Below are 17811 nucleotides of genomic sequence, written 5' to 3'. Positions count from 1 at the left end.
CACATAAAGCCTACAAAAAAGTCGTAACACATACAATAAACTATGTTATACAACATAATTTCTACAATTTTCCATTAATTTATTAATTTACAAATGCTAACCCATATATAAACAAATGAAAATCAACAAATTATTATTAATCAGTTTTTTTGCTATGGCTCAATACTCTTTTGGGCAAGTAAAAATAGGTAATGATATAAACACAATAGATTCTGCTTCTATTTTAGAGTTAGAAAGTACAGATAAGGTGTTAATTTTAACTAGAGTTACAAATACTCAAATGAATGCCATTACTCCCCTAACTGGCGCTATGGTGTATAACACAGATGAAGGTTGTATGTTTCAATACAATGGTATTTTGTGGCAATCTTTATGCAACACAAGTTCTTTTAACCAAACTAACACCGTTATTTTTGATAATAATGACGGTACGTTTTCATACATAAACGAAAACAATATTACTGTTGTTATTACAAAAGCGCAGCTATCAGACAACGGAGATGGTACATTTAGCTTTGTAAATGGTGGTGGAACTTCCATTAATTTTGATGGTACAGATAATCAAAATCTAACTACAGATGGCAATCCTGGTAGTTTAACTTTAGAAAACGGCGGTTCTGTTACTATAAATGTTAATGATGCGGATGCGGATGATACAAACGAATTAAATACTGACTTTAGTTTAAACGGTACTGCTTTAGAAATTACAGATGCAGACGGAACCTTATCTCAAGATTTAGACGCTACGTTTGTTACTGAAGCAGAGTTAACAACAAATAATACAACTACTACTGCTGCAATTAATGCTGTACAAACTGATGTTGATAATAACGAAGCAGCTGCAAGCACAGCAATCACTGCTTTACAAAATGACAAAGAAGATAGCGCTAACAAATCTGACGCAGTAACTCTAGGAACTTCTGATGATTTGTTCCCGACTCAAAATGCCGTAAAAACTTATGTAGATAACCAAGTAGCAGGTTCTGCTCAAGTAATAGTAAGTACTGATGCTGATAATAATGTGACTGCAGGTGCTGATGGTGGTGCTTTTTATGACGATGCTGCTTTACAAACTAACATTGCAACTAATGCATCAAACATAACAACAGCTAATACAGCTATAACAAACGTTCAAGACGATGTTGATGCAAATGAAACTGCAGCAAATACTGCTATTGCAGCGGTACAAACTGATGTTGATAATAACGAAGCGGCTGCAAACACAGCTATCACTCTAAAAGAAGATAGTGCAAACAAATCTGATGTAGTAACATTAGGAACTTCAGATGATTTGTTCCCGACTCAGAATGCTGTAAAAACATATGTAGATAACCAAGTAGCAGGTTCTGCACAAGTTATTGTGAGTACTGATGCTGATAATGATGTAACTGCTGGTACTGATGGTGGTGCTTTTTATGATGATGCGGCTTTACAAACTAGTATTGCAACTAATGCATCAAATATTACTGCTGCTAATACTGCTATAACAAACGTTCAAAACGATGTTGATGCGAACGAAACTGCAGCAAATACTGCTATTGCAGCGGTACAAACTGATGTTGACAATAATGAAGCGGCTGCTAACACAGCAATCACTGCTTTACAAAATGACAAAGAAGATAGCGCTAATAAATCTGATGTTGTAACATTGGGAACTTCAAATGATCTGTTCCCTACTCAGAATGCTGTAAAAACATACGTAGATAATCAAGTAGCAGGTTCTACTCAAGTAATAGTAAGTACTGATGCTGATAACGATGTAACCGCGGGTGCTGATGGTGGTGCTTTTTATGACGATGCGGCTTTACAAACTAACATTGCAACTAATGCAACAAATATAACTGCTGCGAATACAGCTATAACAAACGTTCAAAACGATGTTGATGCGAACGAAACTGCAGCAAATACTGCTATTGCAGCAGTACAAACTGATGTTGACAACAATGAAGCTGATGCGGATGCTGCCATAACCTCAGCGAATTCTGCAATCACAGCTTTACAAAATGACAAAGAAGATAGCGCTAACAAATCTGACGTAGTAACATTAGGAACTTCTGATGATTTGTTCCCGACTCAGAATGCAGTAAAAACATATGTAGATAACCAAGTAGCAGCTTCTGCTCAAGTAATTGTGAGTACTGATGCTGATAACGATGTGACTGCAGGTGCTGATGGTGGCGCCTTTTATGATGATGCTGCTCTACAAACTAGCATTGCAACTAATGCATCAAATATTACTGCTGAAACTACAAGGGCTACTAATGCAGAAAATGCTATTCAAGCTGATATCGATGTGAATGAAACTGCAGCGAATACTGCTATCGCAGCGGTACAAACTGATGTTGACAACAATGAGGCGGCTGCAAGCGCAGCAATCACTGCTTTACAAAATGACAAAGAAAATAGTGCAAACAAATCTGACGTAGTAACATTAGGAACTTCTAATGATTTGTTCCCTACTCAAAATGCTGTAAAAACATACGTAGATAATCAAGTAGCAGGTTCTGCTCAAGTAATAGTAAGTACTGATGCTGATAACGATGTAACTGCGGGTGCTGATGGTGGTGCTTTTTATGATGATGCTGCTTTACAAACTAGCATTGCAACTAATGCAACAAATATAACTGCTGCGAATACAGCTATAACAAACGTTCAAAACGATGTTGATGCGAATGAAACTGCAGCAAATACTGCTATTGCAGCAGTACAAACTGATGTTGATAATAACGAAGCGGCTGCAAACACAGCAATCGCTCTAAAAGAAAATAGTGCAAACAAATCTGACGTAGTAACATTAGGAACTTCTGATGATTTGTTCCCGACTCAAAACGCTGTAAAAACTTATGTAGATAACCAAGTAGCAGGTTCTGCTCAAGTAATTGTGAGTACTGATGCTGATAATGATGTGACTGCGGGTGCTGATGGTGGTGCGTTTTATGACGATGCTGCTTTACAAACTAGCATTGCAACTAATGCAACAAATATAACTGCTGCGAATACAGCTATAACAAACGTTCAAAACGATGTTGATGCTAACGAAACCGCAGCAAATACTGCTATTGCAGCAGTACAAACTGATGTTGACAACAATGAAGCTGATGCGGATGCTGCCATAACTACAGCGAACACAGCAATCACTGCTTTACAAAATAACAAAGAAAATAGTGCAAACAAATCTGACGTAGTAACATTAGGAACTTCTGATGATTTGTTCCCGACTCAAAACGCTGTAAAAACTTATGTAGATAACCAAGTAGCAGGTTCTACTCAAATTATTGTGAGCACTGATGCTGATAATGATGTGACTGCAGGTGCTGATGGTGGTGCTTTTTATGATGATGCTGCTCTACAAACTAGCATTGCAACTAATGCAACAAATATAACTGCTGAAACTACAAGGGCTACTAATGCAGAAAATGCTATTCAAGCTGATGTAGATGCGAATGAAACTGCAGCGAATACTTCTATCACTGCTTTACAAAATGACAAAGAAGATAGCGCTAATAAATCTGACGCAGTAACATTAGGAACTTCTGATGATTTGTTCCCGACTCAGAATGCTGTAAAAACTTATGTAGACAACCAAGTAGCAGGTTCTAACCAAGTTATTGTTAGTACTGATGCTGATAATGATGTGACTGCAGGTGCTGATGGTGGTGCGTTTTATGATGATGCTACTTTACAAACGAACATTGCAACTAATGCAACAAACATAACTGCTGAAACTACAAGGGCTACTAATGAAGAAAATGCTATTCAAGCTGATGTAGATGCGAATGAAACTGCAGCAAATACAGCAATCACAGCTTTACAAAATGACAAAGAAAATAGTGCCAACAAATCCGATGTAGTAACATTAGGAACTTCTGATGATCTGTTCCCGACTCAAAATGCAGTAAAAACTTATGTAGATAACCAAGTAGCAGGTTCTGCTCAAGTAATAGTAAGTACTGATGCTGATAACGATGTAACTGCGGGTGCTGATGGTGGTGCTTTTTATGATGATGCTGCTCTACAAACTAGCATTGCAACTAATGCAACAAATATAACTGCTGCGAATACAGCTATAACAGACGTTCAAAACGATGTTGATGCAAATGAAACTGCAGCAAATACTGCTATTGCAGCAGTACAAACTGACGTTAACAACAATGAATCAGCTGCAAACACAGCAATCGCTTTAAAAGAAGATAGTGCTAACAAATCTGATGTAGTAACTCTAGGAACTTCAGATGATTTGTTCCCGACTCAGAATGCAGTAAAAACTTATGTCGATAATCAAGTAGCTGGTTCTGCTCAAGTTATTGTGAGTACAGATGCTGATAATAATGTGACTGCAGGTGCTGATGGTGGTGCTTTTTATGACGATGCCGCTTTACAAACTAGCATTGCAACTAATACAACAAACATAACTGCTGCGAATACAGCTATAACAGACGTTCAAAACGATGTGGATGCGAATGAAACTGCAGCAAATACTGCTATCGCAGCAGTACAAACTGATGTTAACAACAATGAAGCGGCTGCAAACACTGCAATCACAACTTTACAAAATGATAAAGAAGATAGCGCTAACAAATCTGATGCAGTAACATTGGGAACTTCAGATGACTTGTTCCCGACTCAGAATGCTGTAAAAACTTATGTAGATAACCAAGTAGCGGGTTCTGCTCAAGTAATAGTAAGTACTGATGCTGATAACGATGTGACTGCGGGTGCTGATGGTGGTGCTTTTTATGACGATGCTGCTTTACAAACTAACATTGCAACTAACGCAACAAACATAACTGCTGCGAATACAGCTATAACAGACGTTCAAAACGATGTTGATGCTAACGAAACTGCAGCAAATACTGCTATCGCAGCAGTACAAACTGATGTTGATAATAACGAAGCGGCTGCAAACACAGCAATCACTGCTTTGCAAAATGACAAAGAAAATAGTGCAAACAAATCTGACGTAGTAACATTAGGAACTTCTAATGATTTGTTCCCTACTCAAAATGCTGTAAAAACATACGTAGATAATCAAGTAGCAGGTTCTGCTCAAGTAATAGTAAGTACTGATGCTGATAATGATGTAACTGCGGGTGCTGATGGTGGTGCTTTTTATGATGATGCTGCTTTACAAACTAGCATTGTAACTAATGCAACAAATATAACTGCTGCGAATACAGCTATAACAAACGTTCAAAACGATGTGGATGCTAACGAAACTGCAGCAAATACTGCTATTGCAGCAGTACAAACTGATGTTGATAATAACGAAGCGGCTGCAAACACAGCAATCACTGCTTTGCAAAATGACAAAGAAAATAGTGCAAACAAATCTGACGTAGTAACATTAGGAACTTCTAATGATTTGTTCCCTACTCAGAATGCTGTAAAAACTTATGTAGACAATCAAGTAGCAGGTTCTGCTCAAGTAATTGTGAGTACTGATGCTGATAATGATGTGACTGCAGGTGCTGATGGTGGTGCTTTTTATGACGATGCCGCTTTACAAACTAGCATTACAACTAATGCATCAAATATTACTGCTGAAACTACAAGAGCTACTAATGCAGAAAATGCTATTCAAGCTGATGTTGATGCTAACGAAACTGCAGCGAATACTTCTATCACTGCTTTACAAAATGACAAAGAAGATAGCGCTAATAAATCTGACGCAGTAACATTAGGAACTTCTGATGATTTGTTCCCGACTCAGAATGCTGTAAAAACTTATGTAGACAACCAAGTAGCAGGTTCTGCTCAAGTTATCGTAAGTACTGATGCTGATAATAATGTGACTGCGGGTGCTGATGGTGGTGCTTTTTATGATGATGCTGCTCTACAAACTAGCATAGCAACTAATGCAACAAACATAACTGCTACCAATACAGCTATAACAAACGTTCAAAACGATGTTGATGCAAATGAAGCTGCAGCGAACACAGCTATCGCTTTAAAAGAAAATAGTGCAAATAAATCTGACGTAGTAACATTAGGAACTTCTGATGATCTGTTCCCGACTCAAAATGCAGTAAAAACTTATGTAGATAACCAAGTAGCAGGTTCTACTCAAGTTATCGTAAGTACTGATGCTGATAATGATGTGACTGCGGGTGCTGATGGTGGTGCTTTTTATGATGATGCCGCTTTACAAACTAATATTGCAACTAATGCAACAAATATAACTGCTGCGAATACAGCTATAACTAACGTACAAAACGATGTGGATGCTAACGAAACTGCAGCAAATACTGCTATTGCAGCTGTACAAACTGATGTTGATAATAACGAAGCAGCAGCAAACACAGCAATCGCTTTAAAAGAAGATAGTGCAAATAAATCTGATGCAACTGATTTAGGAGATACAACTCCCTCTACTACCTTATTTCCTACTCAGAATGCAGTAAAGACATATGTTGACACTCAAATTAGCGGAATAGTTGGCGGAACAGTGACGTCTTTAACTCAAGATAATTCTACAGGAGTAATTAGTTATGTTAATGAAAGTGTTGTTACACAAACAGCAGATGTGATTTCTGCCGATACTGGAAATGACGTTAAAGCAGGTACAGATGGTGGTGCTTTTTATAGTAGTATGGTTAAGGCTCTTGGAAAAGTTAATGCTCTTGGTGTTGTAATAAAAGGAACTACCGGTGTTACTGTTGTAAAGCAACTTGGAGTTGGACATTACCGTGTAAACCTACCAGCAGGTACTGTTTCTGACGCAAACTACATTATTCAGTTAAGCCAGCCAGGAAGAAATGGTGCTGGTAATGACGATCCAGGAATTTCATACAGCAATCAAACCTCTACAGGATTTGATGTTATTGTTGGTGACAATGATAATGGAGGTACAGACAGAGCAAGATTTGACTCAGAATTTATGTTTGTAATTCTTGATTTGTAAGAAACTATCAACCTAAATATTAAAATAAATTTTAACCCTTAAAACTATCAATTTATAGAAAAAATCAAAAATCGAGTTACTTTTTAGTCCCCCCAAGTAATTCTTCAAATTAAACAAAAACTATATACGCTAGAAAAACGAACAAACATAAACCCAGCTAGCAACTTATATTTTATTTCTAATCAACTTAAAAAATAATAAAACAATTATATAGTACAAACCAATAATTTAATGAAGATGAGAAAACTAATTTTATATTTTATGCTTTTTGCCCCAATAATAGCATCTTATTCACAAATAGACGCAAACCTATTACTTGGGCTTACATCGGCCACAACCACAGAAATGAATGCAATAACAGGATCATTAGAAGGTTCTATTTTATACAATACAACCGAAAAAAGAATATACCTATACAATGCAAGTCTCTGGGAAAAAATTCCAGATATCACAGATTTATTGCCAGCAACATATACCCCTGGCTCTATTTTATTTGCTAATAGCTCAGGAGCACTAGAGGAAGATAATAATCAAATATTTTGGAACAGTACTAACAACAGACTAGGAATTGGAACAAACACACCCGATAACAAAATGCAAGTAAGTGGGGCTATTAGAAGCGCAGGTTTTTTAAATAGTAATGGAAATGAAGGAGAACCTGCATACAGATTTACTAACGATACCGACACAGGTATGTATTCAACAAACGCAAATGAACTTAGTTTTACTGTTGGCAATAATGAAGCTTTAAGATTGGATAGATACACTACAACAAAAACTCAAGTACTAATAAGTGAACGCCTAGGTGTTGGTTTTGATTTACCTGAAGATTCAGCTTACTCAGGAGCAGATGCTAACTCAACTTTAGACGTTAAAGGTTCCGTATCAACAGCAATAGACGTTACAACAGGAGACTTAACGTTAGACGATACTCACCATACAATAATATTGGGAGGTGCTCATAACATAACATTACCAGCTGCAAATACTTGTAAAGGCAGAATTTATATTATTAAAAACCCAATACTTTTTGGTGTTGGAGTAACAGCAAACATAAGTACTTACAAAAGTTTATTAGGCTTAAACGTAAGCTTAATAATTAGTCAAAAAACAATTTGGTTACAAAGTGATGGAACCGATTGGCAACAAATACAATAACAATGAAACATATACTTTTCTATATCGCTTTTTGCATTTCTAGCATAGTTGTATCACAAAACGTGGCACAAAATATTGGAAATATGAAAATATTTAATAATGGCCAAATGGGGTTTCATATTGACTTAGTTAACGATGGTAATTTTGACCAAAATGAAGGTTTAGCAGGTTTTTATGGTAACGATACCAGAACAATATCTGGTGCCTTTAAACCTATTTTTAATGATATGGAAATTATTGTTACCAACGATTTATTTTTAAATGTAGCTGTTGGCATTACGAACAACAATAATTTTATTTTAGGTGATGTTGTTACTCCTAGAACAGCAACAGATGTAAATTTAGATTTTACCAATTATGCATTTTATAATGGAGATGCCAACTTAACAAAAGTAGATGGCTACGCTGCCATTGCAAACAAAAACAACTTTATGTTTCCTATAGGTGATGTAAACAAAATTAGGTCTCTTTATATAGATTCTGAAACAATTAACAATACTGCAAAAAGTGCTTATTTTTATGAAGACCCAAACTCCCCTTCTACATTTTCAAAAACCTTTGATACTAATAATTTTGCAGATATTTTAACTGCCATAAGCACTTATGAATTTTGGCACCTAGAAGCAAATACTAATTCTAAAATTACACTAACCTGGGATACGGACAGTAATATTGAAGACTTTGTAGACTCTATTGATGATTTACGCATTGTGGGATGGAATAAAGCACTAAACATATGGGAAAACTTAGGTAACACAGAAATATCTGGAGATTTTAACTCCGGATCTATAACGTCTAACACATTTGTTCCTAATAATTACGATATTATAACTTTTGGCTCTAGCTTAAGTATTGAAACTACTAATTTTGACAATTACTTTATTTCTCCTAATAATGATGGTGTAAATGATTATCTATATTTTGAAGAAGTTGCTCTTTCTCCTAAAAACAATAATCTAAAAATTTATAGCAGATGGGGAAGAATTGTATATGATAAAAATAGTTACGATAATACTTTTGGAGGTAATGCCAATGTAAGTGGTGTTGTAAAAGCTGCTAATGCTTTACCAGATGGAGTATATTTTTATGTATTAAGTTTAAGAGATGTAAATGTTGTTCATCAAGGATATATTTATTTAGGATATCAAAATCAATAATATGTATTTTTGTGGCACATTTATAATTTTATGATCACTGAAAATAAGATTTGCTTAAAATTAATTTCTGCAAAAGAAACATACTCCGTTAGGCAACCTATTTTAAGAGCTAACAGACCTATATCTTCTTGTAAGTTTACTGGAGATGATTTAGAAACTACTCTTCATATTGGTGCTTACCTTAATTCTGGTATCGTGGGAGTTGCAACTTTATTACAAGCGCAAAATAGTACCATTTTAGATGCCAGTGCCTACCAATTAAGAGGAATGGCAATTAGTGACGAGCAACAAGGAAAAGGAGTTGGTAAAAAAATTATTACCTACGCAGAAACAATTTTAAAAGAAAAAGGCGTTTTATTATTGTGGATGAACGCAAGAGAAAGTGCAATTCCTTTTTATACAAAATGCGGTTACACAAAAGATGGCAGCATTTTTGACATAGATAAAGTAGGACCACATATAGTTATGTTTAAAAAATTAAATTAAGAGTTATGCAAAGAAGATCATTTATTCTAAAAAGTGGAATTATAGGTGCTGCAGCACTAACGGCCCCACATCTTATTTTTGCTCAAGAGCAAGAGAAAGAGGTTATCTATTCCATTGAAGAATTAATGGGCCAAGCAGATATAGATTTGTATGGCAAAGGCATTAACCTTAGAAAAGAAGCTCACGACTCGTTTAAAAAAATGAAAGTAGCTGCTTACAGCGCAGGTATTGATTTAAAAATAGTATCTAGCTATAGAGATTATTACAGACAAGAAGGTATTTGGGAACGTAAATATTTAAAATATACAGAAGACCAAAATCTAAAACCGCTAAATGCAATAGATAAAATTATAGAATACTCTACAATTCCAGGTACTAGTAGACACCATTGGGGAACAGACATAGATATTATAGATGGCTATCAAAAAACAAGCGGAGATGTTTTGGTTCCTAAAAAGTTTGAAGCAGGCGGACCATTTGAAGATCTTAAAAAATGGATGGACGAAAATGCGAACGACTTTGGCTTTTACTTAGTATATACTAACGATAAAAAACGTAGAGGGTTTAAATATGAACCTTGGCATTATAGCTACGCCCCTATTTCTAAACCTATGCTAGAACAATTTAGAGGTAAAAATATTATGAGATTAGTAAAAGATCAACAACTTTTAGGTGGTGAGCATTTTACTGCTGGCTTTTTAAAATCTTATATTGTAAATAATATTTTAGATATTAATCCTGAACTTTTGTAACTCTTTTTGTATCTTGGTTTTTAACTAACCAAGAATAAACTATAATGAGAAGAGGTGGTAACTGGAAAATAAGAATACTTATTGGACTTGCTATTGTTGCTTTTGCATATATACAACGTTGCAGCAATAAAGAAGAAAACCCATACACAGGAAGAGTACAAAATATTAATATGGATGCCAATCAAGAAATTGCAATTGGCTTACAAAGTGCACCACAAATGGCGCAGCAGCACGGAGGTTTATACCCTGACCAAAAATTACAAAATTTTGTAGACGCTGTTGGTAACAAGCTGGTACAAAACAGTATTGCTAAAGAAACCCCTTATAAATACGAATTTCATTTATTAGCAGACGAAAATACTATAAACGCTTTTGCACTACCTGGCGGACAAATATTTATTACCTATGCCCTATTTTCTAAACTTACAGAGGCACAACTAGCAGGTGTTTTAGGTCACGAAATTGGACATGTTATTGGTAGACACTCTGCTGAACGTATTGCAGATAGTAATTTTTGGCAAACTTTATCTACTGGAGCATCTGTTGGTGCAGATATGGGTGGAGTTGTAAATGGTATTGGGCAAAAAACACTACTAACTAATGGTCGTGGAGATGAATTAGAAAGTGATGAACTTGGTGTATTATTTATGATGCAAGCTGGTTACAACCCTGAAGAAATGATAGCGGTTATGAAAATATTAAAGGCTGCTGCAGGTCCAAACAGACAGCCAGAGTTCCAGAGTACACATCCAGACCCAGAAAACAGAATAGAAAAGATTAAAGAAGCTATAGAAAAATATAGAAATCAAAAATAACTATTCGATGAAATGCATTTTTATCTCGTTATTTTTATTTAATTTTGTAAATACCCAAACCTAACTTATTGTTTTTAACCATTATAGCTTTGTGAATATTAATTCAAAAAAAAGAGGACTATATGGGAAGGCTAATAGAATACAAGAAAATTTATTTAAGCGCATTTCACAATTGCAGACCAATACTAGCCGTTGTGTTATTAAAAGCATACTCATTCTTTTGCTTTGCGCTAATATCTATAACTGTTTATGCATTTTTATATAGAGCATTTACTGGTTTTAGATTCTAAATAATTACACCTTTAACTAGGTAACAATTTCAACGTATTACAAAATAAAAAAATCCCTTTGATTTTTTCAAAGGAATTTTTTGGTTGATGATTGCTGGATGAACTCTACTTTCTTTTTCTCTTATTTTTTCTTGCTAACTTTTTTTCTTTAGCTATTTTTTCTAAAAAAGCCATAGCTTCTTTTGCGTTAGACAACTCTGCGTGCAACATTACACTACGCCCTTTATCACACTTAATTCTAAGATCCGCTCCATTAGCTATTAGTATTTCCAAAATTTCTACTTTGTTATATCGCGCTGCAAATATTGCGGGCGTCATACCATTAGATTTTTTATTTACATCTTCGCCAAACTCTATAAGTTTACGTACTGTTTCTACATCGCCCTTTAAAATTGCCATACAAAAAGTATTTACTACCTCTGAATTAGCTACCTTTTCAATGTAATTTTCTTCTTCTAAATTAACATTTGCTTTTACTACACTTGTTGCTACTAAAAAAGTAGCTGCTACAACTAAAATTGTTTTTTTCATGATGATTGTTCTTTTTTTGATGATTGTGATGAATTGTATTGATATATTAATAGACGACCTCTAGCCACATATGTTTCAGTAAAAATTGATTATAACATAATTTTAACAACCATTTTTATATACGATATCGTTTTAGTAAAAACGAATAGTTAAGACTTTCTGAAAAATTTAAAAAAGACACTTAGATAACTGTAAAACTTAATAATTGGTGCTATTTTTGAGTAGCAAAAATTTATACGATGAACAAAAAAGTTATTTTAATGATTTTAGATGGATGGGGAAAATCTCCAGATCCTAAAATCTCGGCCATAGAAAATGCAAATACTCCATTTATAGATGGGTTGTATACAAAATACGCAAACGCTAATTTGTTAACCGACGGAATGAATGTTGGATTACCAGAAGGACAAATGGGAAACAGCGAAGTTGGACATATGAATTTGGGTGCTGGCCGTATTGTTTATCAAGATTTAGCAAAAATTAATTTAGCAGTTAAAGAGAATACTCTTAAAGATGAAAAAGTAATTACAGATGCTTTTAAATATGCTAAAGAAAATAACAAAGCTGTACACTTTTTAGGTTTACTTAGTAATGGTGGTGTACACTCACATACCACACACTTAAAAGGTCTTATTAGTGCTGCAGAAAGTTATGGTGTACAAAAATCGTATATACACGCTTTTACAGATGGTAGAGACGTAGATCCTAAAAGTGGTAAAAGTTATATTCATGATATTACTACTTTTTGTGAAGATAAAAACACAAAATTAGCTAGTGTAATTGGCCGTTACTATGCAATGGATCGTGATAAACGTTGGGAACGCGTTAAACTAGCATATGATTTATTAGTTAACAATGCTGGTACAAAAACTAATAATGTAGAACAAGCCATACAAGATAGTTATGACAATGATATTACAGATGAATTTGTAAAACCTATTGTTGTTACTGATGAAAACGGTGTACCAACTACAAAAATACAAGAAGATGATGTTGTCATCTTTTTTAACTTTAGAACTGACCGTGGTAGAGAACTAACAGAAATGCTAAGTCAGGAAATGTTTCACGAGTACAACACTCACCCACTAAAGTTATATTATGTTACAATGACAAATTATAACGAAGCCTATAAAAATGTACATGTTATTTATGATAAAGCAAATATTGAAGAAACATTAGGTGAGGTATTATCTAAAGCTAATAAAAAACAAATTCGTATTGCTGAAACAGAGAAATATCCACACGTAACGTTTTTCTTTAATGGCGGCAGAGAAGTCCCTTTTGATGGGGAACAACGTATTTTATGTCCGTCTCCAAAAGTTGCTACCTATGACTTACAGCCAGAAATGAGTGCTTTTGATATTAGAGACGCTATTATTCCTGAGTTAGAAAAAGGAGAAGCAGATTTTGTTTGCCTAAATTTTGCTAATCCAGATATGGTAGGTCATACTGGCGATATGCAAGCCGCAATAAAAGCTTGTGAAACAGTAGATAGTTGTGCAGAAGCTGTAATTACTGCTGGTTTAAAAAATGATTATACTACAATTGTAATAGCAGATCATGGTAACTGTGAAACTATGGTAAACCCAGATGGTAGTCCTAACACTGCACACACAACCAATCCTGTACCACTAATTTTAGTAGACAAAGAATTAAAACAAATAAACGACGGTGTTTTAGGAGATATAGCACCTACAATTTTAAAATTAATAGGAGTAGAACAACCAGAGTTAATGACACAAAAATCTTTAGTTTAAGATTTTTAACGTTATAATACTGTTTTTATAAGATTGTTTTACCTTTGCAAACTATGGTAAAAATTAAAACACCTGAAGAAATAGAAATAATGCGCGAAAGTGCATTAATGGTTTCTAAAACACTAGGCCTAATTGCTAAAGAAATTAAGCCTGGTGTAACTACTTTGCAGTTAGATAAAATTGCAGAAGAATTTATAAGAGATAATGGTGGTATCCCTGGTTTTTTAGGATTGTATGATTTTCCTAACACACTATGTATGAGTCCCAACCAACAGGTTGTACACGGCATACCTAATAATAAACCATTAAAAAACGGAGAAATAATATCTGTAGATTGTGGTGTATTAAAAAACGGTTATTACGGTGACCATGCTTATACTTTTGAGGTTGGTGAAGTAGATGCGGAAACTAAAAAATTACTAGACATTACTAAGCAATCTTTATACGTAGGTATAAAAGAGTTTAAAGCTGGCAATAGAGTTGGCGATGTTGGTTTTGCAATACAACAATTTTGCGAAGCAGAAGGTTACGGAGTTGTTCGTGAACTAGTTGGTCATGGATTGGGTAAAAAAATGCACGAAGGGCCAGAAATGCCAAACTACGGTAAACGTGGTAGAGGTAAAAAATTTGTTGAAGGTATGGTGGTTGCTATAGAGCCTATGATTAACCAAGGTACAAGAAAAATTGTACAGCATAGTGATGGATGGACAATTACAACTTTAGACAACAAACCAAGCGCACATTTTGAGCATGACGTAGCAATTGTAAATGGTAAACCACAATTATTATCTACTTTTGATTATATTTATGAAGCCCTAGGAATAAAGAGTAATGAAGAGGATGAGTTTAGGGTAAAATAAAAACCTAAACACATCTTATTTTATGAATTGCAAAACGTGCAATACAGGCATTACAGAAACACATAAATACTGCTCTAATTGTGGAGCAAAAATAGTTTTAGACAGAATATCATTAAAAGGCGCATGGCGAGAGTTCATTGGGCCTTTTTTTAGTTGGGACAATAACTTCTGGAAAACCTTATTTAACTTATTTACAAAACCTAAAGAGGTTTTAGAAGCATACATAAATGGTGCCCGTAAAAAATATTTTCAGCCATTTTCATATTTAGTAGTTTACGCAACCATAGCCTTAATTATAAATAAAATTTTCCCTAGCACTGAAGTAGTAGACTTTACTAATGGTTTTAAATATGGCATTGGCGATGCCAACCCTAAAGCTCCAAAAGAAGCATTAGAAAGCATCAATTTAATTTATCAGTTTTATACCAATTATTATAATCTAATTATAATATCTAGCATTCCTGCTTATAGCTTACTTACGTATTTAACTTTTAGAAAAAGAGACCATAATTACTCAGAGCACTTAGTTTTTAACGCATATATACAGGCAAATTTAGGCTATACACTTATTGTTCTACAACTTTTTTTATTTAATCTTATAGGGCTTTCAAAAGAAATAATTTCAAGTGCATTTATTCTTATATCTGCAATTTATGCATTATATGTTTTTATAAAATTATACCAACTTACTTTTAAACAAACACTATATGCTTTTTTTAGATACGTGGGTTATATTATACTTGCCTTTATTATTTTAATGATTTTAAGTATTGGCGTTGGTATTTTATACGCATTAGCAATAAAAACTAGCTAAAACATACTTTTAAAGTATATTTACGTTTTAATAGTTGCTACACAAATATGCAGCAAGCATTTAGTACCTAAATACATTTATGAAAAAGCTTTTTAAGACCATTTTAAACACTATACCTAGACCATTATTAATAAAACTAAGTTATGTGTCGCGTCCTATACTAACTTTTTTTATGCGCGGTAACACATACGTAGACCCTATAGACAGCAAAGGCTTTAAAAAGTTTTTACCTTATGGCTATGAAAAGCAAAGAGACAATGTATTATCTCCTTCTACTCTATCATTAGAACGCCACAGATTGCTTTGGCTTTATTTACAGAACGAAACAGATTTTTTCTCTGCTGAGCTTAAAGTTCTACATTTTGCTCCCGAACAAGCGTTTTATAAGCGTTTTAGAAAAATGAAGAATTTAGAATATACTACTACAGATTTAGAATCTCCGCTAGCAGATGTAAAAGCAGATATTTGCAACTTACCTTTTAAAGACAACACCTATGATGTAATTTTTTGTAATCATGTTTTAGAACACATACCAGATGACACTAAAGCTATGCAAGAAATGTACAGAATTTTAAAACCTGGCGGATGGGGAATTTTTCAGATACCACAAGACTTAGATAGAGAATCCACTTTTGAAGATGATACTATTACAGACCGTAAAGAGCGTGCTCGTATCTTTGGCCAGTATGACCATGTTCGTATATATGGAAGAGATTATTTTAATAAATTAAGACAAATTGGTTTTACTGTTGATGAAGTAGATTACACTGTAACTTTATCTCCACAAGAAGTAACAAAATACTGTTTAGCTAAAGGTGAAATTATCCCTGTAGTTAAAAAGTAATTACTACTTTAAAATTAACTTCCTAAACCCCTCTGTAATATAATCTTTAGTTTCTCCTTTATCATCCAAATAAATAATATAAGCTTCTAAAGTACTGTCGTTTTCTATAATTTTTTTAGAATCTTCTAAATCCATCGCCATAAAAGACGTTGCATAACCATCTGCTTTAGCACAATTAGTAGTTATTATTGTTGCGCCTAGTACTTTAGCATTTTTTGTGTAACCCGTTTTAGGGTTTAAGGTATGTACGTATTTTTCTTTTGTAACTGGGTCTACTCTAAAATGTCTGTAATTACCAGAAGATGCCATAGCTACATTTTGCAATTCTACTGCCGCTCTGTATTGACTCCTATCTTCAATCTGCGGGTCGTTAATACCTACAACCCATTTTTTATGCTTGCTTAAATTTTCACCTTTAGCATAAATTTCTCCACCAACTTCAATTAAATAATCTGTAATACCTTTTTTCTCTAACATTACTGCAAGCCTATCTATAGAATACCCTTTTGCAATGGCATTAAAATCAAAGAATATATTAGAATTAGTTTTATTAATAGTCCCCTTATTTGTTAATTCTACTTTATTAAAACCTACATACTCTAACAAACTATCTACTTTAGAACTATCTAATTTTATTTGTTCTCCAGGACCAAAACCCCAAGCATTAACCAAAGTTCCAACTGTAGGGTCAAAATACCCATCTGTTTTTATGTTTATCTCTTTAGACAAATTAAAAACATCTTTAAACATATGATCTACCTGCAAAGTAGAGTCTCCTTTATTAATTTTAGAAATATCTGACGAAGACATATAAGTAGACATAGATTTATTAATCACTTTAAAAACAGAATCTATTTCTTCTTTATAGTCTATTTTTTTATTTGAAAAATAAATAATACTGTATGATGTACCTAAGGCAGGACCATTATTACGGTTTTCCACAGTTTTAACAACATTGCTATCTTTACAAGAAGCCATTGTTACAACAACAAACAACAACACGCCAAGGTGTAATTTATATTTTAATAAGTCCATCATAATCTACTATATATTCCTCGTTTAAATACACTGGTAAGTTTGGGTCGGCAGCATTAGTTAGCCTAACGCCTGCATAATATGCTGTAGCCTCCATTTTTTCTGCATGCTCTTTCATTTTATCCATAAAGGGGATATCATAAGCATTAGGGTTAAGCGGATGTGCAATAGCCCTAACAACAATAAAATGTAATACCTTATCTTTTAAACACACAAATTGCGGGTTACGCTTTGGCTTACTATTAATACCCATAAACTCGTACCCATTAGCTTCTAAATGCTTGCCAACAATATTCATTGCCAAGTTATGTAGTTCTTGCTCTGTTAATGGTTTTCCCATATTACAAAATTAGAACAAAAAAAAGAGACTGCCCCAATAAAGAAGCAATCTCTTTCTAACTAAATTAAATA

At 34.1% G+C, this 17811-nt stretch carries 14 protein-coding genes; 11 read left to right on the top strand and 3 right to left on the bottom strand.

Going from position 1 to position 17811, the window contains the following annotated elements; translation table 11 throughout:
- Positions 1–115 precede the first annotated feature (115 nt).
- The 7 genes from Q4487_RS15610 (at position 116) to Q4487_RS17070 (ending at position 11559) form a co-directional block, all read left to right on the top strand.
- Positions 116–6901 carry a hypothetical protein gene (locus Q4487_RS15610; protein WP_303571902.1) on the top strand — a complete coding sequence of 2262 codons (6786 nt, stop codon included), beginning with the start codon at positions 116–118 and terminating at the stop codon, positions 6899–6901.
- 231 nt (positions 6902–7132) lie between these two features.
- Positions 7133–8059: a hypothetical protein gene (locus Q4487_RS15605; protein WP_157811110.1), complete on the top strand. Its 927-nt coding sequence runs from the start codon at positions 7133–7135 to the stop codon at positions 8057–8059.
- Between the two features lie 83 nt (positions 8060–8142).
- A complete protein-coding gene (locus Q4487_RS15600; RefSeq protein ID WP_303545487.1) occupies positions 8143–9216 on the top strand; it encodes a gliding motility-associated C-terminal domain-containing protein in 1074 nt (357 codons plus the stop codon).
- 30 nt (positions 9217–9246) lie between these two features.
- Complete coding sequence (locus Q4487_RS15595; RefSeq protein ID WP_303545490.1) at positions 9247–9702, top strand: GNAT family N-acetyltransferase; 456 nt, start codon at positions 9247–9249, stop codon at positions 9700–9702.
- A gap of 5 nt (positions 9703–9707) precedes the next feature.
- On the top strand, positions 9708–10454 hold the full coding sequence (locus Q4487_RS15590) for a M15 family metallopeptidase (RefSeq protein ID WP_303545493.1): 747 nt from the start codon (positions 9708–9710) through the stop codon (positions 10452–10454).
- Positions 10455–10498: 44 nt separating this feature from the next.
- Entirely contained in the window at positions 10499–11269 is a 771-nt protein-coding gene (locus tag Q4487_RS15585; RefSeq protein ID WP_303545496.1) for a M48 family metalloprotease, read from the top strand.
- A gap of 122 nt (positions 11270–11391) precedes the next feature.
- Entirely contained in the window at positions 11392–11559 is a 168-nt protein-coding gene (locus tag Q4487_RS17070) for a DUF6747 family protein (protein ID WP_330400387.1), read from the top strand.
- Between the two features lie 105 nt (positions 11560–11664).
- Here the strand turns inward: Q4487_RS17070 and Q4487_RS15580 are convergent, their stop codons facing one another.
- Positions 11665–12090: an ankyrin repeat domain-containing protein gene (locus tag Q4487_RS15580; RefSeq protein WP_303545499.1), complete on the bottom strand. Its 426-nt coding sequence runs from the start codon at positions 12088–12090 to the stop codon at positions 11665–11667.
- A gap of 239 nt (positions 12091–12329) precedes the next feature.
- Here Q4487_RS15580 and gpmI point away from each other — a divergent pair, with 239 nt between their 5' ends.
- The 4 genes from gpmI (at position 12330) to Q4487_RS15560 (ending at position 16365) form a co-directional block, all read left to right on the top strand.
- On the top strand, positions 12330–13847 hold the full coding sequence (gpmI, locus tag Q4487_RS15575) for a 2,3-bisphosphoglycerate-independent phosphoglycerate mutase (RefSeq protein WP_303545501.1): 1518 nt from the start codon (positions 12330–12332) through the stop codon (positions 13845–13847).
- A 53-nt stretch (positions 13848–13900) separates the two neighbouring features.
- Entirely contained in the window at positions 13901–14707 is an 807-nt protein-coding gene (gene map, locus Q4487_RS15570; RefSeq protein WP_100895048.1) for a type I methionyl aminopeptidase, read from the top strand.
- A 22-nt stretch (positions 14708–14729) separates the two neighbouring features.
- Positions 14730–15521 (top strand): DUF3667 domain-containing protein, encoded by a 792-nt coding sequence (locus Q4487_RS15565; protein ID WP_303545505.1) that lies wholly within the window; start codon positions 14730–14732, stop codon positions 15519–15521.
- 79 nt (positions 15522–15600) lie between these two features.
- Complete coding sequence (locus Q4487_RS15560; protein ID WP_100895046.1) at positions 15601–16365, top strand: class I SAM-dependent methyltransferase; 765 nt, start codon at positions 15601–15603, stop codon at positions 16363–16365.
- Between the two features lie 3 nt (positions 16366–16368).
- On the opposite strand, the gene Q4487_RS15555 is transcribed toward Q4487_RS15560, so the two are convergent.
- Positions 16369–17403, bottom strand: a complete 1035-nt coding sequence (locus Q4487_RS15555) for an FAD:protein FMN transferase (RefSeq protein WP_303545509.1) — start codon at positions 17401–17403, stop codon at positions 16369–16371.
- Entirely contained in the window at positions 17381–17740 is a 360-nt protein-coding gene (locus Q4487_RS15550) for a Na(+)-translocating NADH-quinone reductase subunit F (RefSeq protein ID WP_303545512.1), read from the bottom strand. Before Q4487_RS15550 ends, Q4487_RS15555 begins: the two co-directional genes overlap by 23 nt.
- Positions 17741–17811 lie beyond the last annotated feature (71 nt).

It is taken from the genome of Cellulophaga sp. 3_MG-2023 (genome assembly GCF_030546975.1).
GTDB lineage: Bacteria > Bacteroidota > Bacteroidia > Flavobacteriales > Flavobacteriaceae > Cellulophaga.
Note: the sequence above shows the minus strand (reverse complement) of the source record. Positions and strands in the feature narration are given on the sequence as shown.